Here is a 24,332-nt window from a genome sequence, read left to right as displayed (position 1 = left end):
GGTTAAACTCCTGCAGTTTGCCAGTTCGGGTTGTTAAGGGGGAGCAGCGAGGGCTGCCAGTCTTCGATGACAGCCTGCCGGTTGATCTGGTTGGTGCCTTCAAAAATCCGGGTCAGTCTTACGTCCCGGAAGATTTTTTCGATACCGGATTCGTAAACGGGGCCATGATCGGCCATCAGATCCATCGCCATTTCCACGACTTTCTGGGCCCGGTCAGTGGCATGGAACTTACAGATCGAGGCCGTCAGTTGCCGGGGCTGCCAGGCGTGGCTGGCCTCGGTATGGACCAGACTGCGGATGGCCCGGGTTTCTGCCGCCATGGTGGCCAGAGTCTGCTGAACATCCTGGTAGTGAATCAGCGCTTTGCCGCCGAGTTGATAGTCCCGTGCAAAGGCGATGGCTTTTTCGGTGGCGGCTCGGGCAAAACCGACACCCATGGCGGCCACCGGTATGCGCGAGGCATTCAGGGTGGCCCGGTTCAGAGCCCACCCTTTACGCAAACCGCCGACGACATTCTGGTCGGGCACGAAAACATTGTTGAATTCCAGCTCGGCTGCTCCGGACGCGCGCATGCCCATTTTCAGTTCGGTGCGAGCCACCTTGAAACCGGGTAAGTCCGCCGATACGTAGAAGCAGGTCCAGGACTCCATGCCCTCGCCCTCCAGTGCGGCGAACACGGTCAGGCTGCGGGCCAGATCACCGCCACTGATGTAACACTTGCGACCATTCAACACCCAGCCGCCTGGTTGCCGTTGGGCAACAACCCCGGGGCGGTAATGTTCAGCTCCATGGCCCTCTTCAGCATCTGAGCCCGCGCCCGGTTCGGTGATGGCAAAAGCCATCAGGTGGGTGTCACCCTGTTTGCACTGGCGGTAGACCGGCAGCATGAGCCGGCGGATCAGGCTGAGGTCGCCGGACAACAACAGCGGCATGCACCCAAGGTGATGGGCAGAAAGCAGCAGCATCAGGCCGCCGCAGGCACGGCTGAATTCCTCAACCACCAGGGCGCTCTGCCAGACAGGCGGAAACCGGCCCTGCCGCCAGTCCATACTGCCCATGGGTGCAGGCAGGAAATAACTCAACCAGCCTTCCCGGCCGGCCAGGCTCAGAAGGTCGCGGGCCTTTTCTGAACACTCTCCCGGCGGCAGGTGGAGGGCAAGGTCCAGTTCCCGAGCGAGGGGGGCGATATGGGTTTCGGCAAAAGCCCGGGCCCTGCGTCGCAGCCTGGCCAGCGGGGCCGGCAGGTTGCGGGTATCGGTTTCCCATAAGTCGTCCTGACGATAGTCAGCCAGGGCCCGGGCCATGGCTGGCATTTTGCCGAACTGCCAGTGTGGGGCGAGGGCATGGTCCGACGGCAGGTGGCCAACAAGGTGATGGGTACTCACAGTAACGTCTCCTGCCAGGCGTTGATGAACAGTGGAATATCCCGGATGCCCCCGGCAATCATGCGCAGGGTGTTCTGGTCTCTCAGCAACTTTTCCGGGCCGCAATCCTGCATGTAGCCAATGCCGCCATGCACCTGCATCACCTGATTGGCGCTGTGGGTTAAATGAATATGGGCCTGTTGTCGAATCATCAGGGCCTGGGCAAGGTGCAGCTGAGTGACCGGGTCGGTCTGGGACTGCAGCAGTGTGTCTGTCTGCCACTGGGCCTGGGCTATATCCGACAGCATCTGCTGAACTGCCGGGTGCTGGCGGATGATGGTGCCGCCCTGGCGGCGAATGCTGGCGTAATCCTGGGCCAGGGCAGAGCCATGCTGGTTGATGCCGCTGGCTATGCTGGCCAGTGCCAGGGCATCAGCTGCAAGGATAGCCGGGTATTCGTTGGCCGGGGAGGGAACGGTCAGGCTGTCTTTTGCGCCAACATTTATCGGAAACAGGGCGAGTTCGTTCAGGCCGTGTTGGGGTGCGGCCGCCTTGCAGATTAACTGGTCGCGGGTGCAGAGCTGCCAGTTCACAGTGTCATTCTCCCAGACGGGCAAGATCACTTGTGTCCAGGTTTCGGGTGCCAGCAGCAAGCAACGGTGATTTCGCCAGTCGAGCCAGTCGGCCAGCAGATGCCGGTCATCGTCGCCGGGCTGACTGGCAATCCAGCGGGCGAGGGCACCCCGGGCCAAACCATAATGACCGCCTGGCTGCAGAGAGATGGCCAGGGGCTCGCTGCTGATGCTCAAGCTGGCGTGACGGGCAACGGCGACGGCGAGTGCATAGCGGTGCCAGCTGAAGGCGACGCCGGCATTGATGCTGGCCGTCAGTTTCAGAAAAGCCAGGCTGAAGACCGTGTTGGCAGCCTGCTCCGGTTGCTCCCAAAGACCATAGCCGGCTTCCTGCCCCGGCATGGGCAACAGGCCGAGGTTCGCGGCCTCGCGGGTAATATCGGCCAGTAGTGGCGGTGAAATCAGGGTTTCGTGACGTGACACCGCCGGCTGAAGGCGGTTGTGAACAAAGCGCCTGGCTTCGTCCAGAAATAGATCCAGGTCTGCGCTGTCTTCAGCGGTTTGACTCATTTTATGCACCTGTAATCATTGTTTTTGTGGTTTGGTTCAGACTACGTTGACTCCGGACTGGAACAAATGCGGGGCTGGGTCAATAATTTTAGTTTTCGGGCCAAATGCCTGCGGACTGGAGCGATACCATGAGCTACTTCGATGAATATCGGCGCGGAATAACCAGTGCCCGGCTGATGGTGGATTACTTTCAGGCGCAGGGCGCCAGTGTGACACGGCTACTGGCAGGAACTGGGCTGGCCGAGGGTGACCTCAACGATCCCAATACCGACATTCTGGCTCGCCAGGAGCTGCGTCTGGTCGCGAACATTCTGGCTCAGGTGCCGGATGCGCAAAGCCATGCGGCGGCTCTTGGCAATCGCTATCACTTTTCTGCCTATGGTTTGTGGGGCTATGGTCTGGTGTGCTGCAACACGGCAGCACAGGCATTGTCACTGGCCCTGAACTATCTGCCGCTGACCTATGCGTTCAGTGGTATCAGCTACCGGGAAGAAGGCGGTAAGGGGTTTTTGTGTTTCACGCCAGCACCGCTGGAACCGGAGATCAGCCAGTTTGTGCTGGCCCGGGACATGGTGGCCGCGGCCTTGCTGGTTCGGGAGCTGGTGGGCGAAGATTTCCACATTGAGCGGCTGGTGCTTGCTTGCAGCCAGATGCCGGGAGACTCCTTTGCCCAGATCCTGAACTGCCCGGTTCATTATGGTGCCAGCCGCAATGAAGCCGCGTTCCCGAAGTCCCTGCTGGGCCTCAGTCTGCCCCAGGCCAATGCGGTGACGGCAGCCATGTGTGAGCAGCAGTGCCGGCAACTGATGCAGCATCGGCGGATTAACGCCGGAGTGAAAGCAGCGGTTGAGCAGTTTCTCCGTGACCGGCGTTGGCAGAAGCCGGTGCTGGCGGAAGTGGCGCGACATCTCGCTATGAGTGAGCGTAGCCTCAAGCGCCATTTGCAGCAGGAGGGTGCCTCGTTCCGGGAGCTGTTAGAGCAGTACCGCAATGCTGAGGCCTGCCGGCTGTTGCAGCAGAGTGATCTGACCATCAGTGACATTGCAATCCGGCTGGGGTTCAGTGATACCTCTACGTTTTCCCAGGCATTCAAACGATGGCAGGGCGTGGCGCCAAGCGGTTACCGAGTGCCGCCTCCCTCTTTTTAATCCATTCTGTGAAAGTGACAAGAGCCTGCAGGATTTCCTTGAATCCAGATTTGTCGGCGTATATAGTGTTCTCGTCTTGGTAAGCCACAACATGTTGTGTTTGTGGCAAGGAATCCGGTGAGAGTCCGGAACTGACGCGCAGCGGTATTGGGGAACGAACGTGGCATGATGACACTGGCGCAAGCCGGGAAGTCGCCACGTAAGGCAGAGCCGGAAGGCTCACGCCCCTGAGTCCGAAGACCTGCCAGGACCACAAGCACTGCACCTTCGCGACTCAGGGTGAACAGCTGATCATGTCTCGGGCACTCGCCCGCGCCTGGCCTCCTGTATTCGCGAACGTTGCTGCAGCTATTGCGACAACCTGACGCGCTTCCAGGAGGAACCTGATGTCTGCCCACACCACCTCGCACCCTGTTGATCCGGCCTTGCTGGATATTTCCGCTACTGTTGGTGAATACCTGCACCGCAGCGACTGGCGGGTGAACGCCAACGCCAACCAGGGCTACTCCCTCGGTGGCCTGATTCTGAATACTGCCGGCAAGGTGATTGCCAACTACTGGCTGAACGAGGTGTATACCCCGGAAATTGGCCAGGCCCACCGGGAAGCCGACCTCCACATCCACGACCTGGACATGCTCAGCGGCTACTGTGCCGGCTGGTCTTTGCGCACGCTGCTGCACGAGGGCCTGAACGGCGTGCCGGGCAAGGTGGAGGCGGGCCCGCCAAAGCACCTCTCAAGTGCCATCGGCCAGATGGTCAACTTTCTCGGTACTCTGCAGAACGAATGGGCTGGGGCCCAGGCCTTCAGCTCCTTCGACACCTACCTGGCACCGTTTATCCGCAAGGACAATCTGGATTACGCCACCGTGCGCCAGTGTATCCAGGAATTTGTCTACAACCTGAACGTGCCATCCCGCTGGGGCACTCAGACTCCGTTCACCAATATCACCTTCGACTGGGTATGCCCGGACGACCTGCGTGAACAGATACCGGTTATCGCCGGTGAGGAAATGCCGTTCAGCTATGGCGACCTGCAGGCCGAGATGGACCTGATCAACCAGGCCTACATCGAGGTAATGACTGCAGGTGACAGCAAGGGCCGGGTATTTACCTTCCCGATTCCCACCTACAACATCACCCGGGATTTTAACTGGGAATCGGACAACGCCCTGCGATTGTTCGAGATGACTGCCCGCTATGGCCTGCCGTACTTCCAGAATTTCCTCAACTCGGACCTGGAACCCAACATGGTGCGCTCCATGTGCTGCCGTCTGCAGCTGGACCTGCGGGAACTGCTCAAGCGGGGCAATGGCCTGTTCGGCTCAGCAGAACAGACCGGCTCCCTAGGGGTGGTCACTGTTAATTGTGCCCGGCTGGGCTACCTCTATAAAGGTGACAAGCCGGCACTGTTTGCCCGGCTGGACGAGCTGATGGATCTGGCCCGGGACAGCCTGGAGACCAAGCGCCAGGAGATCGGCCGGCTGATGGTGGAAGGCTTGTTCCCCTATACCAAACGCTATCTGGGTACCCTGAGAAACCATTTCTCCACCATTGGTGTGAATGGCCTGAACGAGATGATTCGCAACTGTACCAGTGATCAGGAAGATATCAGCACCGAGAAGGGCCGGGCCTTTGCGCTGGAGCTACTGGATCATGTGCGGGAGCGGATGAAGCAATACCAGGAAGAAACCGGCCATCTCTATAATCTGGAAGCAACCCCAGCCGAAGGCACCACCTATCGGTTCGCCAAGGAAGACCAGAAGCGGTTTGCCGATATCCTGCAAGCAGGTACACCGGATGCCCCCTATTACACCAATTCCAGCCAGCTTCCGGTGGGCTACACCGACGACCCGTTTGAAGCCCTGGATCTTCAGGATGAGCTGCAAACCCGCTACACCGGCGGCACGGTGCTGCACCTGTATATGCGTGAACGCATCAGCGATGCCGCCACCTGCGGCCGGTTTGTGAAAACGGTGCTGGAGAATTACCGGCTGCCATACATTACGGTCACACCCACCTTCTCCATTTGCCCGGTGCACGGGTATCTGAACGGAGAACACGAATTCTGCCCGAAATGCGACGAACTGTTGCTCGCCGGGCAGCTATCACAGCTGGCAACGGCCGGCACTTCCCCAAAAAGCAAAGAAGGAGTTCAGCATGGATAACCAGAAACTTCCCGGTGACAGCCAGCGCCAGCGCTGCGAAGTGTGGACTCGGGTAATGGGCTACCACCGCCCGGTCTCAGCCTTTAACAAAGGCAAGCAATCCGAGCATCGCGAACGCACCCACTTCCGGGAGCGTTGAAATGACGGCGGATAACCTGGTGATTGGAGGCATGGCCGCCTTTTCCACCGTTGATTATCCGCAACACCTGGCGGCAACCCTGTTCCTGCAGGGTTGTCCCTGGCGTTGCCATTACTGCCATAACCCTCATCTCATACCACTGGAAGCCGGTGACGAAAAAATAACCTGGGAAAAAGCTCACCAGCACCTGAAAAGCCGGCAGGGTTTACTGGATGCCGTGGTATTCAGCGGTGGCGAACCCACCATCCAGAAAGCGCTGTTGCCCGCCCTGCAACAAACCCGCGAGCTGGGTTTTCGTAACGGCCTGCACACCGGCGCCCCGCATCTGAAACTGCTGGAACCTCTGTTGCCCTGGCTGGACTGGGTGGGCCTGGACATCAAAGCGCTGCCTTCAGACTATGAAATCATCACCACCAACCGCCATGCCGGGCAGGAAAGCTGGGCGGCTATCTCCGCACTGCAAAAGGCCGGCGTGGACTTTGAATGCCGGATGACTTGGCATGGCGCCCTGCAGTCACCGGAGCAGGTGATTACCGTGGGGGAGCAGTTGTCAGATCAGGGCGTGCGCCGGTTTGCGGTGCAGATCGCCCGAAGTGATCAGATGCTGAATGGCACCATCGGGGCCGGGTATCTGAGCATGGAAAACAAGCAAAACGTCCGTAACAAACTCACTCCGCTTTTTGAAACCCTCGACATGCGGGAGTAGTCTGGGAGCAGACTTGTTCAATCGGAGAGCGTTAATATATATCCGACTCAAACGAGCCTACGACACCGCCGCCCGCTCAGACGGCCCGCGTATACTGGTAGACCGCATCTGGCCCCGGGGCGTTGCCAAGGAAGATGCCGACATCGCCCACTGGCTGAAAGGGCTTGCTCCGTCTACTGAATTGCGTAAGTGGTTCGGCCATGATCCGGACAAATGGCCGGAGTTCTGCGACAGCTACCTGAAAGAGCTTCAGTCCGACGATGCCGCAGAGGACCTGGAAACACTCTGGAAGATCCTTGATGAGCACAAACGCATAACGCTGGTGTTTGCTGCCAAAGACACCGAGCACAACAACGCGGTGGCGCTGCGGGGTTATATCCTGAACGAAACGCTCTGAAGCCATCCGCTATCCGCTTTGGGTTGGGCCAGTTGTTACAAACCCTTACTGTCACGATCTTAAACATGTATAGAATATGAATCATTATTAATGGGCTGGAGTAAGATTATGGGTTTTTGGCCGTCCACAAAGCGTGTGGAAGCGCTTGAAGCGGAGCTGTCGGCATTGAACAAGGCATATGCTGAGCGAGATGAGCAGAATCGCAGGCTGGAAGTGGAACTGGAAGAAGAGCGCAGTGCGCTGGTAAAGACCCGCTCAGAACTTGAGCTTGGTCACCGATTGATGGCAGGCCTTGGTCAATTTAGTTCCTCACTGAGCGAACTCAAAGGATCCTTCAGCGAGTTGTCGGATTTGCTCGGCTCCCGGCGCAGTGAAGCCCTGAAAACCCGGGATGAATCCGGCCAGGTGCGCGACGGCATGGCAACGCTAGTACAGCGTCTGGATGGAGCGCGCCAGAGAGTAGTGAGTTCTGCCGGGCAGATGGAGGCGCTGGAAACAGAAACCGGAAGCATAACTTCGCTGGTGGATGTTATTGACGGTGTGTCTGACCAGACTTCGCTACTCGCTCTGAACGCCAGCATTGAGGCCGCCCGGGCCGGCAATCATCAGCAGTACCATGAAGCCGTGAATAAACCACGGTGGCAGTGTGGCGCTGCCGAATCTGCATCTTTAGTAGCAACGCCATGATCTTAAAGATTCATTGAAAATAATTGTATTATGGTCCATTAATGGAGGTGCTTCCCTTTAGAGGGTTTTGACTGATGAGATGCAAGGAGATTCTGATGATGAAAACAAAAAAACAGCTAGCCGCCGTATTGGCCGCACTGGCCATGCTCATACCGATGGTGATTCAGGCAGAGGAGAAAGCTGACGTCTGGTTGCCCAGCCTGATTACGGATACCCCACAGGAGGGTTTTGAGCTAGCCATCAAGCTGTCCCGAATGGGAGTAAAAAGCACCCAGTCCAGTAAAGAGGTTCTGTTCCGGGAGCGGGCAAAATATTCAGAGGATGGTGAGGCCCTGATGCATGCATCAGAAGTGATCGCGGTTCACTTCCAGACGGTTGCAGCGGCCAACGATTACTGGAAATAATCAACGCGGCGGCCCGCTGCGGGGCCGCCAGTTTGGTTACTTTGCCTGGCTTGCGGTGCTCAAACCTGTTCCCGTACCAGCATCGCCTTGATTCGGCCGATGGCTTTCATGGGGTTCAATCCCTTGGGGCAGTAGGCCGTGCAGTTACCGATACCTCGGCAACGAAATACACTAAAGGGGTCTTCCAGCTTCTCCAACCGCTCTCTGGTGGCCGTATCCCGCGAATCCACCAGAAAACGATAAGCCTGAAGCAAACCGGAGGGGCCGATGTACTTTTCCGGGTTCCACCACCATGAAGGGCAGGCTGAGGTGCAACAGGCACAGAGAATACATTCGTAAAGGCCATCCAGCTTTGCTCTGTCTTCCGGGCTTTGGAGGCGTTCAATGGCCGGTTCCGGCTTGTCATTGATGAGCCAGGGCTGTACCCGGGCATACTGTTTAAAGAACAGAGACTGATCCACCACCAGATCCCGGATAACCGGCATGCCCGGTAGCGGCCGGATTTGGAGAATACCCCTCTTCCCAAGCACATCCTCTACCCGTGTGATACAGCCGAGCCCGTTACGGCCGTTGATGTTTAGACCGTCTGAGCCACACACGCCCTCCCGACAGGAGCGACGGAAGGCCAGTGTAACATCTCGGGTTTTCAGGTGTTCCAGGACATCGAGCACCATGCGATTGCGGAATTCACCGTCGACCTGGATATCCTGGTTGTAAGGGGCGTCATCCTGTTCCGGGTTGTAGCGATACACACGAGCGATAAAGGCAGACATTTTGCTATTCTCCAGAAAATGATTCATTTCCTGTATTAGTTTAATGTCAGGTTAGCAGAGGAAAGTGTGTTTGGAGTATTAGACGGTGGGAAAACGCAGGTGTAACTTGTGCCATTCTCGCGCTGCACGGAAGTGTTTAACGCCGAACACACACCAGCTATGCTGCATCAAGCGGTGAAGTAACCCAGGAGGCAACGGATGGATACCCGGGAGAGTCGGGAATGGCAAAGGCTGGCCTTTGTTGAGAACCGTGATGGTAGGGCAGCGGCATTGGTCTTTGCTCATCAGGGTATTGCCCAGTACGAGTCTGCCATTCGGGAATCGGATTCCTGTGGCAATCAATACGGTGCCGCTTATCGGGAAAGCCTGATGGCCTCCATCCAGGTATACCGGGAGTATCTTCAGAAAAACGAAACCCCGGCTTGACCGGGGTTTCATGCGGACCGTAAGCGTTGGTGGTGCGTCGTTAGTACATTTCCAGCCGCCCAATATCCCTGGATTGCAGGCGGGCTTCTGCCTGTTGGTTGGCTGCCAGCTCCCTGAAGAGTTCCGCCTCACGATTATTCTGGGCAAGTTTGGCGCGCAGTTCATACATTTCCGTCAGGGTTTTGTGTGAACCCAGGATGTTCTTCAGAACATCCTGTATGTCATGGCACCCTGTACAGGCTGGTATCCGGTCCGGGATCCGGCGGCTTTCGAAATCCTGAGAGTCAACCAGCCAGGCGTCCATCAAATCATCGTCGGTATCCTGCAGGAAGTCCTCCATGGCTTCCGCCTGGCGATGCTCCCGACTTGCAAGAAAACTGAGCGCCATTTGCATACGTTCGTCTTCCTGCACTTCAGCCAGCATCTCATACTGTTTTTCGAGCAGTTCGTGGTATTCGGTTATCCACTCGATCAGGTTTTTCAGTTGTTTAAAGGCCATAATTCTGTCCCCTCTGTTCAGAACTGAAAACGCGGGAACAGTACATCCCGCTCCAGGTAGATTTGTTCGGAAAGCCTGAAATCCAGAGCTTTCAGTTCATGGTAGAAGCGCCTCCATGAACGACATGCCGACTCCGGTGCCCGGTAGTTTCTGGTCATGTCGCGGAGCTTTTTCAGTTGTTTTTTGATGATTGAATGTTCTTCGTTCATTTGGGCGATGGGCGTTTCCGGGCGTGGGGGCTGGTCATGCGCCATCTGGTTCAGTACGTGAGTGTTCTCCTTCTCGATATGATCTCGAAGCAGGCGCTCCAGCTTTTTGACCGCCAGCGTGATGCCTTTCGGTACGTCCGGGTTGGCTCTGTGAACCGCTTCAATCTTGCGGGCGAGCCGGTGGATTTCGGGCAGTTTTGCGAGGTGAGCAGCATCGTACCCCCGCAGTATCAGCTCCAGCAGTACGTCAGTATCCAGCTCTTCAATAGATGTCTGCTCCATGACTGTGTCAAACAGCTCCTGGCATAACTGCCCTGGTTCAACATTGGCAATGGAGGCGACCATTTCCACGGTGGCCTGACGGTGTTTGTCGATATGTGGCACGTATCGGCGGAACACGTCGAGTGTTTCCGGGCTTCTGCTTGCCAGCTGGCTGACAGTGGTTTCGCTGCAGCGTCCAAGAATATCCTGATAGTTCATTGCTCATCCTCCTCTCTTGCTTTAAAATACATATAAAATACATGTTACATATAGTCAAGAATTATTCTCATTTTCTTGTCGTGTGAGGGAGGAGATGGTGATGACGTGCAGTAAGCCGGAACACATAAAAGAAGAGCTCTGGGCGCAGCACCTGAGCTGGCTGGAGCTGGTTCGGGATGAATGCAAATCCAACTGGGCGAAATATCTTCGGGAAAAACAGAGAGAGCGGGAGGTGGTGAACTGTGGAGATCAACGCTGAAGTAACACCGGCTGCCCGCGACTATCTGAATGCGGTGTTGGCAAAGCAGGAGGTGCCGGGTATGGCCGCCAGAGTGTATGTGGATAAGGGCGGTACCTCTCAGGCAGAAGCGTGCCTGGCCTTCTGCCCGCCGGGAGAGGAGTCCGCCAATGATATCCGTCGGGATTTTGAAGATCTGACCCTGTTCTTTGATGCCTCCAGTGTGCCTTACCTCAAAGATATGGAAATTGGTGTGCATGGCGAAGGCAAGCTGCAGACTCTGACCATTAAGGCCCCGAACAGCAAGAAGCCGGCAAAACCACCCAAAACCTTCACGGTATCTCAGGATTGTCCTGCCTTGCGCGTTCCCTACGGAACGGACTTTACGATCCCGGAGTGGGCAGAGGTCACCATTACTCAGGCACTTGGCGGCAGTTTTACAGTGAACTACGAGGGTAACCTTTACCGTTTGTCTCCGGAGGTGGCCCGTCAGTTGGGCCTGCAAACTGATATCATCATGTTTGAACCACCGGAGGATGGCCTGATCAGTGAAGATCAATGCCGGGACAGCCTGCGCCAGGTATATGACCCGGAAATCCCCGTCAATATCGTCAGTCTGGGTCTTGTCTACGGCCTGGATATCAACCAGGAAAAACAGTTGGTGAAGGTCACTATGACTCTGACCTCGCCGGGGTGTGGCATGGGCGACATTATCGCTGATGATGTCAGGAGCAAGACCTTGCAGGTGCCTTATGTACAGGAGTGTCAGGTGGATATCGTGTTCGATCCGCCCTGGAGTTATGACAGCCTGGATGAGGAAGCGCGCCTCGAGCTTGGTATGATCTGAGCCGCTGCCTTCCCTGGCACGGCTCATCGAAATCAGAAGCGGCCGGAGACTTTAGCGACCAGCCCCCGGCCCGGCGATAGTATACCGCCGTCTGTCAGGTGCTCCCGATAACGCTTGTCCAGCAAGTTGTTGCCTTCAACCGAGACTTCCAGTGCACTGAGGCTGCCGGTAGCGCCAAAGTTCCAGCCCAGCTCAACGTCCACAGTTGCATAGCCGGGGGTGCTGTTTTCCGTGCCGTTGGAAAAGACATCGGCAGTCCGATCCTGTTCGGCTACCGCTCGCACTTGCCCATGCCAGTTAAAGCCGAGGCGGTTTTGCTGGCCCAGTCCCAGGGTCAGTTCCGGTGCCGGCATCTGGTACAGCGGCTCGTTGTCCTGTTTGTTTTTACCCCGCAGCCAGGTCAGGCTGCCATCCAGGTCGATGGCGGGGGCGGTGGTGTTCAGGGCTTCCAGTGGCATCACGAAACCGGCTTCGGCACCGTAGATGACCACTTCATCCAGGTTCTCGGTCTGTTTGATGGGCAGGTTATTCTGGGGGTGGTTCTGGCCTGTGATACGCCCTGCAATATAGTCATCAATCCGGGTGTAGAAGGCTGCAACCTGGTATTGGCCCAGACGGCCGCGACCTTTCAGGCCAACTTCCGCACTGGTGGATTTTTCCGGATCCAGTTGAGGGTTACCACGGTGGAAGAACCCGTCACCCCGGGTGGCATCTTCAAAGCGTTCGCGCATGTCAGGTGCACGGTAGGCGGTACCGATATTAAGGTAAGGATTGACCATGTCGCTCAGGTTGTAGATGGCACCGGCAGACCAGGACAGCGTTTCGGAAGTGTTCTTTAACCCCTCGGTTCTGGCTGCCGGTCCGTTGCCCACCACCCGTGCATCGCCTGTCACTTTGTCATAGCGTGCACCGAGCTGTATGTTCCAGTTGCCGGCCATGATGTCATCCTGCACGAACAGGCCCCGACTCTCGATTTCGCCATCCCGGAAGGGTGAGTTGGCAACAGCGTTATCTGACATGGGCGGGTTGTAGGTAAAACGCTCAGGGTCACCGGTCATTTCCCAGCCCTCGGCCCCAACCGTGACCAGGTGGTTATCACCCACAGGCAACCTGTACTGCGCTTTAACACCGTCGGTGCGGAAACTGACATCGTTCCACACCTGGTTGCGCTCCTTGAAATCCCACCAGGCGCGGATTTGCCGGTCCACTTCCTGCCGATAAATGCTGGTCTCCAGGGTACCGGTACCGATACCGGCCTCGTAGCCAAGCTCCGCAAGTGTGCGCTTCTGCTTGGGCGAATGGATCGTCAGGGTTCCGTTGCCGCCCGGGCCGGGCTTGGCAGACCCCGGATACCAGACTTTCCGGTCTTCATGGTTCTGCAGGTTCAGGGTCAGTTTCTGGTTGTCGGTTAACCTGAAAGCGTATTTCGCCAGAAAGGATTCCGAGCGGAAGCCGCTGTTTTCAACATCACCGTCGGGTGTTTCATAGTCGTCCACATCTTTGGCGGCGGCACCGATGACAAGGCCGTGGTTCTTGCTGGAAAGCTCCAGCAGGGCGCCGCCGGCCAGACTGCTGTCCACCGTGCCAGTGCTGCCGGAGAATCGACCATGGGCTTCAGGTTGTTCTGAGAAAGTCGCCTCTGGAGTCCGCAGGTTGATAGCGCCGCCCATGGCGCCGGTGCCATGCAGTACCGAGGCCGGGCCTTTGACCACTTCGACGGTTTCCAGCAGGCTCATGTCTGCCAGGGATGCAATGGCCCCCTGGGGCTGGGCAGAGTTCAGGCGGACACCGTCCACCAGAAGTACCACACTCTCCTTTTTCAGGCCGCGAATAACCGGGTTACCACCCCAGGCGCCGCCATCGCCCTGGACCGCCAGACCGGGTTTGCCACGGAAGAGATCGCCGGCGGTTTTTGAAGCGACAGTGTGGTCCGTGGTTAAACGCTCTGTTGCGCTCGCGGTTTCCAGCGTGTCGGATTCGTAGCCTTTGGCGGTTACGACCAGTTCCTTAAGTTCTGAAGAATGGCCGGTTGCAGCGTGTGCTGCGGGTAAAGCGGAAAAGGCAAAGATGGCTAAAGCCAGTGGATGGGGGCGTCGATTCATGGAGTTCTCCGATAACTGCTTACGGTTGAGAATGGTTCGCAATATACTGCAAATGAAACTGATTCGTATTTGATTTTCATCAACAGGAGTTTGTGTTCGTGCGGGTACACTCATGTCAGTTATTGCAGGGTGTGAGTGTATGGGTAGTTTGATTCGCAGTGGTCTGGGTTGGGGTGGCAGCCTTACCGGAGTTTTATTATTCGTGGCGCTCTGGGAGTGGGGGAGTTTGTCATACGGTAGCTTTTTGCTCCCCGGCCCGCGGGATGCGCTATCGGCCATCGTAGGCTTTGCCGACAACGGTGAGCTCTGGACGGCCGTTTGGGCCACCACCTGGCGGGCCATGACCGGCTTTGCCATTGCTGCGCTGGCTGGTGTCTCTCTGGGCCTTATTGCAGGGTTGTCCCACACGGTTGGCCGAGCGCTGGAGCCGGTTTCAACGGTACTTCTGGGCATACCGCCCATCGCCTGGATTGTGCTGGCACTGTTGTGGTTCGGCAGCGGCTCCCTGGCAGCGATCTACACGGTGGTGGCCACCACCATTCCTGTCGCTTTCGCCGGTGCTCAGATCGGGGCCCGGACCCTGGACCAGCGCCTGCAGGAGATGGGCGATGTGTTCCGCGTGCCCTTTGCCATGCGCCTTTGGGATTTCTATCTGCCCCACATTGTTTCCTACGTATTCCCGGCATTGATTACCGCTCTGGGGGTGGCCTGGAAAGTCACCGTAATGGCGGAATTGTTTGCCACAGAAGATGGGGTAGGGGCGGGCATGGCCATGGCCCGGGTGAGCCTGGACACTGCCGGTGCCATGGCCTGGATTTTGGTGGTCGTGGTGTTGCTATTGGTGGCCGAACACGGATTTCTGCGCCCCTTGCAGAAAAAAATGGAACCCTGGCGGCAGGTCAAAGGCCCTGCCATGCCGGGCTGAGGAGTTTGCGATGCTGACGCTGCAAAAGGTTTCACTGGATCTTGGCCCGAACACCATTGTGTCCGGCGTGGATCTTCAGGTGGCACCAGGTGAATCCGTGTGCCTGGTGGGGCCGTCCGGCTGCGGAAAAACCAGCCTGTTGCGTCTGGCATCGGGGGTGCTTGCGGCTACTTCGGGACAGGTGAGAAATCACTTTACAACCACCGCGGCAGTATTCCAGGAGTCCCGGTTGCTGCCCTGGCGGCGGCTGCTCGACAACATTGCCCTGGGCCTGAAAGCCCGGGGCGTGCCTCGGCGAGATCGACTGACGCAGGCGAAAGAGTTGGCCGATCAGGTAGGGCTTTCAGATTATGACGAGCATTTTCCCCACGAGTTGTCCGGTGGCATGCAACAGCGGGTGGCTCTGGCCCGGGCGCTGGCCGTAGGCGCCGATTTCCTGCTGTTGGATGAGCCTTTCAGTGCCCTGGATGTGGGGCTGCGCAGCGAAGCCCAGGATCTGGTGGAACGGCTTGTGGTCGATCAGGGTATAGCAACCTTGATGGTGACTCACGATCTCACTGAAGCCCTGCGTCTGGCCCATCGAATTATTGTCGTTTCCGGCTCGCCCGGTACCGTGGTGTTTGAACATCCAGTCACCACCCCTTACCGGGAACGCAGCCATGCCTGGCTGTATGAAGAAGCTGGCCACCTGCTGAGGCAACCGGTGGTCAGCGAGAGTTTTCTGTTTCATCCGGATTCGGAGGTGGCATGAATCGTCGTGAACTGCTCAAACTGGCGGCCTGTTCGGCTTTGATTTCAGCCGTTCCCCTACAAAGGGCGTTTGCAGCCAAACCCGGCAAACTGATTGCAGCTACACCTCTTGGCTTGCCCCAGGTGATCCTGGCCCGGGCGCTGGAAGATCCGGAGCTGAATAACCTGATCCCTGAACGGGAACTTCTGGACTGGAAAGACCCGGATCAGTTGCGGGCCTGGCTGGCCCGGGCCGAAGTGATGGTGACGGCGACCCCAACCAATGTGGCCGCCAACCTGTATAACCGTGGCGTACCCGTGGTGCTGATGAACGTGAATGTGTGGGGCACCCTGGGCATGCTGGGCCTCGAGCAGAAAGGCCCGTTGGCGAAGATGGAAGATCTGGCTGGCAGGCATGTGGGCGTGCCCTGGCGCGGGGATATGCCGGATCTGGTGTTCCGCTACTTGCTCGGTAAGGCCGGCCTGGAAGTGGGGCGTGACGTCAGGGTGAGCTATCAGTCCAGCCCGTTCGAGACGGTACAGATGTATGTGGCGCAACGCCTGGACGCTGCGGTGTTGCCAGAACCCATGCGCACGGCAACCCGGCTACAGAGCATGCAGTTCGGGCAGTCACCTAATGAGCTGGATCTTCAGCAGGAGTGGGCGCGGCTGGCCGGTGGTGAGCCACTGCTGCCCCAGGCAGGGGTACTCTGCCGGCGGGAGTTGCTGGAGCAGGCACCCGAGCAGGTTGCAGCGCTGCAAGCGGCCATTGGCCGGGCGGTTGACTGGGTAGTCGGTGAGTCGGAGGCAGCGGCGAGGTTGGGGGCGGATCGGTCGCCCCTGAGCCGTCAGGTGTATGAAGGAGCGATTGCCCGCACCGCGCTGAAAATGGTCAATGCGCAGGAAGCCCGGCCAGCTCTGGAGGACTTTTTCTCGGCACTGTCTGAATTGTCGTCTGGGTTCATTGGAGGCAAGTTGCCGGATGCGGATTTCTACCATGTTTGACCATCCCTGGCTGGCTTACGGCTTCCGGCCCTTTTTCCTGTTAGGTGCCCTGTACGCACCAATTGCGCTTCTGCCCTGGATTGGTGCGCTGATGCAGCAATTCACCTTGCCCATGGCGCTGCCTCCGCTGGCCTGGCATGGCCATGAAATGTTGTTCGGGTTTGTCAGTGCAGCTCTGGTAGGGTTTCTGCTGACCTCGATACCGTCCTGGGCCAGTGTGACACCCATCGCGGGTAAGTCGCTGGCAGCCCTGGTTTTGCTCTGGCTGGCGGGGCGATTGCTGTTCTGGTTATCCGCCCTGATACCGGGCTGGCTGGTGGCCATTGTGAACCTTGCCTTGCCTCTTGTTTTGATACTCTGGGCGGCCCCGGCCTTGCTGTCCGAGGCTGGCCGCCGACACCTGAGTATCGGCATGGCACTGATCGGCTATGTGCTGGTTCAGGTGCTTTTCTATACGGCCTGGTTGTGGCCGGAGGTCACTGGCACGATCACTCCGGTGGCGGTGCTTAACACCACCGTCAATCTGCTGCTGGTACTGATTGCCCTTACGGCTACCCGCATTGTCCGTGTGGTGGCCATGGAGGCACGAAAGGAAATTGGCTTTTCAGGCCCTGGTCGATTAACACCTGCCCGGGAGCATCTGGCGGTGGCCGCGTTGATTCTGTTTGTGATTGCGGATTTCTGGGCTCCCGGTCACGTGGTTACCGGCTGGATTGCCCTCGCTGCCGCGGCAGCCCAGGCCGACCGCCTGAGTGAATGGCCGTGGGGCAGGGCGATGACCCGGTTATACCTGTTGCTGCTGACGCTGGCGTATCTGTGGATGGTGGTCGGGCTGGTTCTGGTGGGTGTCACCGCACTCATCGACACCTTGCCCGGTTACACCGGCCGCCATGCCTTGTCGGCCGGTGCAGCGGGTACCGCAATTCTTGCTGTGTTCTGTATTGCCGGGCTGCGCCATACCGGAAGGTCGCTGGCGCTGCCGTGGCTGATCTGGCCTGCGCTAGTAGCATTGGTCGCAACGGCACTGTTGCGAACGTTTGTACCGGTCTGGTGGCCGGAGTACTACCTGTTGGCGGGCGTCGTGCTGCCCTTTGTGCTCTGGTTGGTTTCCTATCTGCTTTACGCAATCGCTTACGGGCGTTTTCTTGTGACCGCCAGGGCGGATGGAATGCCTGGGTAATCGTGCTCTGATATTCCCGGTTCTATGACAATTAGCAAGAGCACATTTTGGTGATTGCGCTATGCTCAAAGTGGCAGTGTCCGTTTTGGGAGAGCGTACTTCGTGATCAAAGCACCAGATACCTCGGATGCCTTCGAAATTTTCCCCTGGAATCGTAATTTCGAAACCGGCATTCAGGAAATCGATGAGCAGCACAAGGTGCTGGTTAATATCCTTAATCGTCTTGCCTGGCACTTCGCATCGGATAGCTCTGAACTTTCCGCGGACCACGTTCTTGATGAGTTGCTTTCCTATGCCGCGTTTCACTTCCAGTTTGAGGAAAAGATCTGGAATAAGACACTGGGTGAGGATGGTATGGCCAGAAATCATCACGATGCCCACCAGATGTTCTTTGTTCAGATTCATGAATTGCGTAAAAGTGGCGAACCCCACGAAGACATACTGACCAATCTTTTTGATTTTCTGACTCGTTGGTTGGCGTTTCATATTCTGGAGTCTGATCGCCGCATGGCCCTCACTGCCAAGATGGTAGAAAAGGGCTACGCGTTAAATGAGGCCAGGGACCGGGTGGACTCAGAACTCAGCGGTTCGGTATCTGTGCTGGTTAATGCGCTTCTGGAGATTTACGGCAAATTGTCTTCAAGCACCATTCAGTTGATGCGTGAAAAAATGGCGCGCCACAGGGCCGAAGACGATTTGCAGCGAATCCAGAACGAACGCTTGAGTCAGGCTCTGGAAGAACAGGCCAGCGAATATCAGCAGCACCTTGAAACCCTGGCCTACAACGATGCCCTGACAGGCCTCTGGAATCGCAACGGGATCATTCGAAGAATCCGCGACTGCATGGCGGAAGCAGAGAGGGCAGACAACCCGGCAGCTTTGGTGTCCATCGACCTCGATCATTTTATTGATCTGAACGCGTGCCTTGGGGAGGATGCCGCAGACCGTTTACTTGGCCTGTTGGCACGGCGCTGGCTTGATGCCATACCGGCTGATGCCTGTCTGGCCCGGACTGGCGGTGATGAATTTGCGCTTCTGCTGCCTGATGCCAGCCAGACGGAATCCCGACTCGAGGCCCTTCGGTTGACGGCGCGCCAGCCTTTTGAGCTTGATGGGGCAGGAGTGTCTGTTACTTTTACGGCTGGAGTTGTTCTATTTCCTGATCAGGCAGTTCAGGATGCTGACATCCTGTTGCGACAGGCAAATAACACGCTTTATCGTGCGAAGCATGAAATGCGTGGCGGGTGGTTGTATCTGGATGCAGGTGAACAAAACCAGTACCACGCCCGCCAATTGTTACTGGATGACATTCGAAGAGGCCTCAGTCATGAAGAGTTTCGGCTGTTTTATCAGCCTAAGGTGAACCTTCGGACCGGTGAAGTACTGGGCGTTGAGGCGCTTATCCGCTGGCAACACGCTCAGAAAGGCTTGTTGTCACCGATTCATTTTCTGCCAGGCATAGAACATCATGCCCTGAACGTTCAGGTTGGCGAGTGGGTGTTGCGGGAATCTCTTCAGCAAATGCAGCGCTGGGACAAGCAGGGCGTAGAGTTGAATGTCAGCGTCAATGTCTCGGCTTTCCAGCTTCAGAGTGGTGATTTTCCAGAACGGCTTAAGCACATCCTTTCAGAGTTCCCGCAGATTGACCCTGCCAGGCTGGATCTGGAAATCCTCGAGACGGCTGCCCTGGGGGAGCTGGACAGGGCTGTCCAGACCATCAACGAGTGTCGGGAGCTTGGCGTTCGTTTCTCGCTCGACGATTTTGGTACGGGCTATTCATCGTTATCATATCTGAAACGACTCCCTGTCGACACGCTCAAGGTGGATCGCGAGTTTGTTTCCGGGGCTGACGGAAGTCACGAGAACCTATCAATACTTCGGGGGATTGTCGGGCTGTCAGGTGTATTTGGAAAACAGATCATTGCTGAGGGTGTTGAAACGATCAGGCAGGGCCAGATTCTGTTGTCGCTGGGGTGCCAGCAGGCCCAGGGTTATGCGATGTCTCCCCCTGTAGAGCCGGACCGCCTCCTGGAATGGGTCACCAACTGGAAAACCTTTCCGGAGTGGCAGGACGATGGGGTGCTCTAACGTCTCAGTTGCCAATTCCTTGGATTTTTGAAAATTTCAAGCGCAACTACGAGAGTGACTAAGTAGCTGGCGTACCGAAAAGTTCCACTCCAGACTATCCAGAAGATTCTTCAAAGCCAGCCCCAGCTCGGTATCCCCCTCAATCACCAGGCGCCGCTGGAAAAACAGCTGGTCCGGGTCTTGCCGGCGCTCTGCCAAGGTCTTGAAGGCTGCCAGGGACCCCCGAATGGTCGCTTCGCCTGGGCCTTCCACAACGCGAAGCCGGCCTGCCCAGAAACCGATGGTAATGCCTGGTTGACCACCGTTCACTTCCAGCCGAATTGTGCGGCCTTCAAAATCATCGAATTCGCCCTCAGCCAGCGCTTCTGCAAACAGCCGGTTTAGCGGGGCTTCGGCAACCAGTTGTTTGAAGCTAACGGGCACGTTGCGGTCGATGGTGTCCAGTAGTGGCGTCGGGGAGGGCAGGTATTCTTTCAGAACCGCGATGGATTGCTCCAGTAATGGGCTGTGCAAAGACGCGATGGGAGGCAGTGAAAAGGCCATGTTCAACTCCGGGCAGGACGACAACCCGCCCAGAGTATCAAAAGGTCGCAAGCGGCGACTTGATTTAACTCAGCCCTTGTGGAGACCTTCTTCCACGGCCCAAACGGCTACTTCAACCCGCGAGCGCAAGTTGAGTTTCTTGAGCAGGTGCTTTACGTGCACTTTTACTGTGCCGTCGCTGATGTCCAGCTTGCGGCCGATCATCTTGTTGGAGAGGCCTTCGGCAATCAGGCGCAGTATGTCTTTTTCACGCGGCGTCAGGCTGTCGAAGTCCGGCCGGGATGACTGCTGCGGTTTGTTGGAACGCAGGGCCTGGGCCAGTAACGTTGTTAGCCGGTCACTGATGACCATTTTGCCAACAGCCGCCTGGTGTAACTGGGCGATCATATCTTCCGGCTCCATGTCTTTCAGCAGGTAGCCGTCGGCACCGGCACGCAGGGCGGCAACCACATCGTCTTCCTGGTCAGACACGGTAAACATGACAATACGCGAGCTGATGTTCTGGTCCCGCAGGTGTTTGAGAGCTTCAATGCCGTCCATCTCGGGCATGTTCAGGTCCATCAGGATCAAATCCGGCTCGGTTTCCAGGGCCAGCTTGATGCCGTCGGCGGCGTTGCTTGCCTCGCCGATCACTTCCATGTCGTCTTCCATGCCGATCAACTGCTTGATGCCCTGTCGCAGCAGGGGGTGGTCGTCAATCAGCAGTATACTTGCGGGTGTCTCAGCCATGGTTTCTCTCGTTGATGTTGGTGTTTGGGTCAGGCCGGTGAAGATTCGGTAGGAATCAGGTTACGGCTTTTGGGAACGAATGTTAATGTCACTTCCACGCCGCCTTCGTCCCGGTTATCAACCTTTACCTTACCCCCGAGCGTTCGGGCGCGGTCCTGCATGATCACCAGGCCGTAATGGTTAACCGGCTGGTCGCCGCCGGGCAGGCCCTTGCCGTTGTCGCGAATACTTGCCCGAACCTGCGGAGACTCGAACAGCACCTTAACGGATATGACCGTAGCGTCGGCATGCTTGACGGCGTTTGCCAGTCCCTCGCGGATAATCTGCAGGGTATGGATTTCCTCGTTTGGCGACAGCGTCTGAGGCGGCAGGTTGTATTCAAAGTCCACCGGGTGGCCCAGTCTCTCGGAAAACTCGTCGATGGTCTTGCGCAAAGCCGTGGCCAGGTCTGGTGTGTCCAGTTTCAGGCGGAACGTGGCCAGTAGCTCACGCAGTTGCCGGTAGGCGCTGTTCAGACCGGTACTGAGCTCATCCAGAATGTCATCGTGAACGGGTTTCTGGTCGCCCGTGATATTGAGCCGGCGCAGCCGGGTTACCTGCATCTTCAGGTAAGACAACGACTGGGCCAGTGAATCGTGCAACTCCCGGGCGATCACGGTGCGTTCTTCGGCCAGGGTCAGCTGCTGTTCCTCGGTTATTTGCCGTTCCAGGAAAATGGCGGTTGCCAGTTGGTCGGTCAGGGTCTCCAGCAGCCGGCGAGAAGTGGCAGATAAGCCTTTTTCTGCCGGGTACCACACCTCCAGGGTGCCGAGTAACTGGCCGGGTGTGCGGATGGGGAGCAACAAACGGCGGCCGTCATTGTTCTCCAGGGGCATCTCATCGTAGACCTCGGGGGTCACCAGGCAGGCATTGCAGTGATGGTCGCGACAGTAGAACGGCCGTTTGTCCGTGGCCGTGGTAATGGCTTCCACAGGCTCTGCGGATTCCTTGTCGTGCAGGAACAGACGGATCGGACCAATGCCCAGCAGCAGTTCCAGTTCCTGCAGCATGGGAATGGCACCGTTACACAGATCATGCTTGGCAAACAGGTCTCTGCTGGCCGAATGCATGACCTGCAGGGCCTGGTGGCTGACTTCCAACTCTTCAGTTTTCTGCCGGGCCTTGGCTTCCAGTTCGTAGTAGGTCAGTGCCAGTTCGCTGGTCATCTGGTCGAAAGCCTGGCCCAGTTGTGCAAGCTCGTCTGCACCTTTCAGATCGGCTTTCCGGGAGAAATCTTTCTCGCCAACGGCGCCGGCGATGGCCACGAGTTTTCGCAGGGGGCGAAGAATCCGGTTTTTCAGGTCGTAGAACAGGGCGATCACGATCAGCACCGAGAACACCATGCTGATGATCTGAATCAGGTGCAGCAGATCAACACGTGCTTCTGTACGCTGTTCCAGCATAGTCACCAGGCGGTCAACTTCCTGGATGTAGTCCTCCACAGCCTGAACCATAGCCGGGGTGATGGGTGTGCCTACTTCATGTTGTTCAAGGGCTGGTTTAAGTTCGTCCTGCCATGCCGCCAGCATCTGACGGTACTGTCGTGCCAGAGGGTGGTCGTCTGCGCCGGGAACCGAGCGAAGGATGGCGGTGTCCTCAAGGCGGCGCTCATAATCATTGATGCGTGCGCCTGAGGTAGCCCGTCCATTTTCGTAATCTTCGGTGGCAGAACGGGCAATTAACTGGAAGGCGCCCATCCGCAGCGCTCCGGCCAGGTTGATGGCCGTGGCATTGCCTTCAATGCTGTTGGAAACCGCCAGGGTTGTAGACATGCTGACGATAGCGGTCAGCACGATGGCGCCGATCACCACAGCGAGTCGGTTTACTAGCGGACTTCTGGATGTCATGGGTTGTTGTCTGTTAGGGAGTTCGAAAGGTGCCTTTCCAGGCCAGATTATGACCGAGGAACTGCGGTTCCGATACCTCCTTGAGGATAGTCAATTACCCCAATGGATAGTCCTCCATCATAGCCTTTGACCCTTTGGAGAGCAAAAGCCGACACTAAAGGTTGGTTAATTCGAGGTGACAGGATGCAAACCCGACTGGAGCAGGACGATGACAAGCTGGCATCGCTGGTGGTGATTCTGCCGCTGGCAGTGACAGGCTTTGTTGTTGCGGCAGGATGCTGGACGCTGTTTGCCGTGGCGGGAGTGCACCTCAGGGCCGATCTTGCCTTGAGCAGTCTTCAGTTCGGCATATTGCTGGCCGCGCCCATGGCCGTCAGTGCTGTATTGGCAATTCCGGCCGGGTTGGCCGCCCAGCGTTATGGTGCCCGCGCCGTGATGCTCGCCTGCCTGGCAGGGTTGGCACTGTGTATGGGCTTACTCCTGCTGACCGAAAGTTTCTACGGTTACCTTCTGGTTGCCGGCGGTCTGGGGCTGGCCGGTGGATTCTACAGTGCCGGCCTGCAGTTTGTGGTCAGTCACTGTAAGCCGAAACGGTTGGGGCTGGTGCTTGGCGTTTTTGGTGCGGGAGTCACAGGGGCTGGCTTCAGCTATTACCTGGTACCGCTGTTTCACGATGCGTTTTCCTGGCAGGGAGTGCCCCTGGCCTACCTGATTGTATTGCTGCTGGTGATTGCCCTTCTGGTGATGTTGACCGATCCGGAATCCAGGGAATCCGGTGCGGACAGGCCCTGGTCTGTCGGGCAGGTGGTTCGAATACTCAGACGTGGTCGCTCGCTCCCGCTCACTGCCTACTTTGGTGTGGTGGCCGGAAGCTTCTTTGCCTTGGCGCTCTGGTTGCCGGATTTCCTGTCGGCACAGTTTGGCTTGTCCCTGGACGCGGGCGCACGCCAGGCTCAGTGGTTCGTTATTCCCGGTGCCCTTGCGCAGATTCTGGGTGGTGGCCTGGCTGACCGGTTTGGCAGTGCCAGGGTCGCCACGCGGTCACTGGTGTTGTGCCTGGTGGCGCTGGCTGTGTTGTCTTACCCGCCAATGACGTTATTTGTCAGGGGGGTAGATGAGATCATCACTGTGGAATTTGCCCTGCCTCTGATGATTGAAGGTAGTTTGATTGTGGTGCTGGGTGTCGCCATGGGGAGTGCCATGGGGAGCCTGCAACGAATGGTGATACTGGCCAATCGTGCCGAGGCCGCCTTGTTCGCAGGCTTTCTGCTGGTTTCTGCCTGTTCCGTTGCGTTTGTTCTACCGGTCCTGTTTGGCGCGGTTAACCAGTGGCTGGGTGTTCGAACAGCGGTGTTCATGATTCTCTTCCTGTTGCTCAGCAGCAGCCTTCTGATGTTCGCTCGCGACACCCGTCGTGAGGAGCGAAGAACCCTTCTCCACCCAGGGATATAGCCCTGCTACCACCTCGGTGGTACAGCCGGGTTATGTGGTAGTAACCACGCAGATTTCGCGGTTTTTCTC

24 protein-coding genes, 1 pseudogene and 1 riboswitch are annotated in these 24,332 nt (G+C 57.4%); of the genes and pseudogenes, 16 read left to right on the top strand and 9 right to left on the bottom strand.

Translation table 11 applies throughout. The features are described 5' to 3' along the window. Positions 1-2 precede the first annotated feature (2 nt). Both ACNSOI_RS15390 and ACNSOI_RS15385 read right to left on the bottom strand, forming a co-directional pair. Positions 3-1,385, bottom strand: coding sequence for an acyl-CoA dehydrogenase family protein (locus tag ACNSOI_RS15390; protein ID WP_420194455.1), 1,383 nt, complete (start codon positions 1,383-1,385; stop codon positions 3-5). Further along, the gene (locus ACNSOI_RS15385) at positions 1,382-2,506 is read right to left on the bottom strand and encodes an acyl-CoA dehydrogenase family protein (RefSeq protein WP_420194454.1); all 1,125 of its coding nucleotides are present in this window, start codon (positions 2,504-2,506) and stop codon (positions 1,382-1,384) included. The genes ACNSOI_RS15390 and ACNSOI_RS15385 overlap by 4 nt, the downstream gene beginning before the upstream one ends. 128 nt (positions 2,507-2,634) lie before the next feature. On the opposite strand from ACNSOI_RS15385, the gene ACNSOI_RS15380 reads away from it, so the two are divergent. From ACNSOI_RS15380 to ACNSOI_RS15350, 7 genes and pseudogenes are all read left to right on the top strand, one after another. Beyond that, complete coding sequence (locus ACNSOI_RS15380) at positions 2,635-3,654, top strand: AraC family transcriptional regulator ligand-binding domain-containing protein (protein ID WP_420194453.1); 1,020 nt, start codon at positions 2,635-2,637, stop codon at positions 3,652-3,654. Positions 3,655-3,714: 60 nt separating this feature from the next. Beyond that, positions 3,715-3,918: riboswitch (cobalamin riboswitch) on the top strand. Positions 3,919-4,067: 149 nt separating this feature from the next. Continuing rightward, a pseudogene (locus ACNSOI_RS15375) lies at positions 4,068-5,819 on the top strand (ribonucleoside triphosphate reductase); the annotation flags it as partial. Then, positions 5,812-5,958 carry an anaerobic ribonucleoside-triphosphate reductase gene (gene nrdD / locus ACNSOI_RS15370; protein ID WP_420194452.1) on the top strand — a complete coding sequence of 49 codons (147 nt, stop codon included), beginning with the start codon at positions 5,812-5,814 and terminating at the stop codon, positions 5,956-5,958. The pseudogene ACNSOI_RS15375 and the gene nrdD, both read left to right, overlap by 8 nt. Position 5,959: 1 nt before the next feature. Beyond that, positions 5,960-6,664: an anaerobic ribonucleoside-triphosphate reductase activating protein gene (locus ACNSOI_RS15365; RefSeq protein ID WP_420194451.1), complete on the top strand. Its 705-nt coding sequence runs from the start codon at positions 5,960-5,962 to the stop codon at positions 6,662-6,664. Positions 6,665-6,677: 13 nt separating this feature from the next. Then, a complete protein-coding gene (locus ACNSOI_RS15360) occupies positions 6,678-7,061 on the top strand; it encodes a DUF488 domain-containing protein (protein WP_420194450.1) in 384 nt (127 codons plus the stop codon). A 108-nt stretch (positions 7,062-7,169) separates the two neighbouring features. After that, positions 7,170-7,748 carry a methyl-accepting chemotaxis protein gene (locus ACNSOI_RS15355; protein WP_420194449.1) on the top strand — a complete coding sequence of 193 codons (579 nt, stop codon included), beginning with the start codon at positions 7,170-7,172 and terminating at the stop codon, positions 7,746-7,748. Positions 7,749-7,843: 95 nt separating this feature from the next. Further along, a complete protein-coding gene (locus ACNSOI_RS15350) occupies positions 7,844-8,152 on the top strand; it encodes a hexameric tyrosine-coordinated heme protein (protein WP_244178244.1) in 309 nt (102 codons plus the stop codon). Between the two features lie 59 nt (positions 8,153-8,211). On the opposite strand, the gene ACNSOI_RS15345 is transcribed toward ACNSOI_RS15350, so the two are convergent. Continuing rightward, a complete protein-coding gene (locus ACNSOI_RS15345) occupies positions 8,212-8,925 on the bottom strand; it encodes a succinate dehydrogenase iron-sulfur subunit (RefSeq protein WP_106695154.1) in 714 nt (237 codons plus the stop codon). Between the two features lie 198 nt (positions 8,926-9,123). On the opposite strand from ACNSOI_RS15345, the gene ACNSOI_RS15340 reads away from it, so the two are divergent. Further along, positions 9,124-9,351, top strand: a complete 228-nt coding sequence (locus ACNSOI_RS15340; RefSeq protein ID WP_106694725.1) for a hypothetical protein — start codon at positions 9,124-9,126, stop codon at positions 9,349-9,351. A 40-nt stretch (positions 9,352-9,391) separates the two neighbouring features. Here the strand turns inward: ACNSOI_RS15340 and ACNSOI_RS15335 are convergent, their stop codons facing one another. Then, on the bottom strand, positions 9,392-9,850 hold the full coding sequence (locus tag ACNSOI_RS15335) for a hypothetical protein (RefSeq protein ID WP_106694726.1): 459 nt from the start codon (positions 9,848-9,850) through the stop codon (positions 9,392-9,394). Positions 9,851-9,867: 17 nt separating this feature from the next. After that, positions 9,868-10,539: a hemerythrin domain-containing protein gene (locus ACNSOI_RS15330; protein ID WP_106694727.1), complete on the bottom strand. Its 672-nt coding sequence runs from the start codon at positions 10,537-10,539 to the stop codon at positions 9,868-9,870. Positions 10,540-10,639: 100 nt separating this feature from the next. Between ACNSOI_RS15330 and ACNSOI_RS15325 the strand changes: the two genes are divergently transcribed. Continuing rightward, on the top strand, positions 10,640-10,798 hold the full coding sequence (locus tag ACNSOI_RS15325; RefSeq protein ID WP_286251579.1) for a hypothetical protein: 159 nt from the start codon (positions 10,640-10,642) through the stop codon (positions 10,796-10,798). After that, positions 10,782-11,624 (top strand): iron-sulfur cluster assembly protein, encoded by an 843-nt coding sequence (locus ACNSOI_RS15320; RefSeq protein ID WP_420194448.1) that lies wholly within the window; start codon positions 10,782-10,784, stop codon positions 11,622-11,624. The genes ACNSOI_RS15325 and ACNSOI_RS15320 overlap by 17 nt, the downstream gene beginning before the upstream one ends. 32 nt (positions 11,625-11,656) lie before the next feature. Here the strand turns inward: ACNSOI_RS15320 and ACNSOI_RS15315 are convergent, their stop codons facing one another. Next, positions 11,657-13,726 carry a TonB-dependent receptor plug domain-containing protein gene (locus ACNSOI_RS15315; RefSeq protein WP_106694729.1) on the bottom strand — a complete coding sequence of 690 codons (2,070 nt, stop codon included), beginning with the start codon at positions 13,724-13,726 and terminating at the stop codon, positions 11,657-11,659. 139 nt (positions 13,727-13,865) lie between these two features. On the opposite strand from ACNSOI_RS15315, the gene ACNSOI_RS15310 reads away from it, so the two are divergent. The 5 genes from ACNSOI_RS15310 to ACNSOI_RS15290 all read left to right on the top strand — a co-directional run bounded on the left by ACNSOI_RS15310 (position 13,866) and on the right by ACNSOI_RS15290 (position 19,653). After that, complete coding sequence (locus ACNSOI_RS15310; RefSeq protein ID WP_106694730.1) at positions 13,866-14,651, top strand: ABC transporter permease; 786 nt, start codon at positions 13,866-13,868, stop codon at positions 14,649-14,651. Positions 14,652-14,661: 10 nt separating this feature from the next. Continuing rightward, entirely contained in the window at positions 14,662-15,402 is a 741-nt protein-coding gene (locus tag ACNSOI_RS15305; RefSeq protein ID WP_106694731.1) for an ABC transporter ATP-binding protein, read from the top strand. After that, positions 15,399-16,385: an ABC transporter substrate-binding protein gene (locus ACNSOI_RS15300; protein ID WP_106694732.1), complete on the top strand. Its 987-nt coding sequence runs from the start codon at positions 15,399-15,401 to the stop codon at positions 16,383-16,385. Before ACNSOI_RS15305 ends, ACNSOI_RS15300 begins: the two co-directional genes overlap by 4 nt. Further along, the gene (locus ACNSOI_RS15295) at positions 16,378-17,565 is read left to right on the top strand and encodes an NnrS family protein (protein WP_167392893.1); all 1,188 of its coding nucleotides are present in this window, start codon (positions 16,378-16,380) and stop codon (positions 17,563-17,565) included. Before ACNSOI_RS15300 ends, ACNSOI_RS15295 begins: the two co-directional genes overlap by 8 nt. Before the next feature lie 102 nt (positions 17,566-17,667). Continuing rightward, entirely contained in the window at positions 17,668-19,653 is a 1,986-nt protein-coding gene (locus ACNSOI_RS15290) for a putative bifunctional diguanylate cyclase/phosphodiesterase (protein WP_420194447.1), read from the top strand. 36 nt (positions 19,654-19,689) lie between these two features. On the opposite strand, the gene ubiT is transcribed toward ACNSOI_RS15290, so the two are convergent. The 3 genes from ubiT to ACNSOI_RS15275 all read right to left on the bottom strand — a co-directional run bounded on the left by ubiT (position 19,690) and on the right by ACNSOI_RS15275 (position 22,811). Further along, a complete protein-coding gene (gene ubiT, locus ACNSOI_RS15285; RefSeq protein ID WP_286251563.1) occupies positions 19,690-20,196 on the bottom strand; it encodes a ubiquinone anaerobic biosynthesis accessory factor UbiT in 507 nt (168 codons plus the stop codon). Between the two features lie 69 nt (positions 20,197-20,265). Beyond that, positions 20,266-20,925: a two-component system response regulator NarL gene (narL, locus tag ACNSOI_RS15280; protein WP_058092689.1), complete on the bottom strand. Its 660-nt coding sequence runs from the start codon at positions 20,923-20,925 to the stop codon at positions 20,266-20,268. Positions 20,926-20,954: 29 nt separating this feature from the next. Next, positions 20,955-22,811, bottom strand: a complete 1,857-nt coding sequence (locus ACNSOI_RS15275) for a histidine kinase (RefSeq protein WP_420194446.1) — start codon at positions 22,809-22,811, stop codon at positions 20,955-20,957. 183 nt (positions 22,812-22,994) lie between these two features. Here ACNSOI_RS15275 and ACNSOI_RS15270 point away from each other — a divergent pair, with 183 nt between their 5' ends. Beyond that, positions 22,995-24,263, top strand: coding sequence for an MFS transporter (locus ACNSOI_RS15270; RefSeq protein ID WP_106694740.1), 1,269 nt, complete (start codon positions 22,995-22,997; stop codon positions 24,261-24,263). Positions 24,264-24,332 lie beyond the last annotated feature (69 nt).

This window comes from Marinobacter sp. GH_1 (genome assembly GCF_048595985.1).
GTDB lineage: Bacteria > Pseudomonadota > Gammaproteobacteria > Pseudomonadales > Oleiphilaceae > Marinobacter > Marinobacter shengliensis.
The sequence above is the reverse complement of the archived record's forward strand: the minus strand, read 5'-3'. Positions and strand labels throughout refer to the sequence as shown.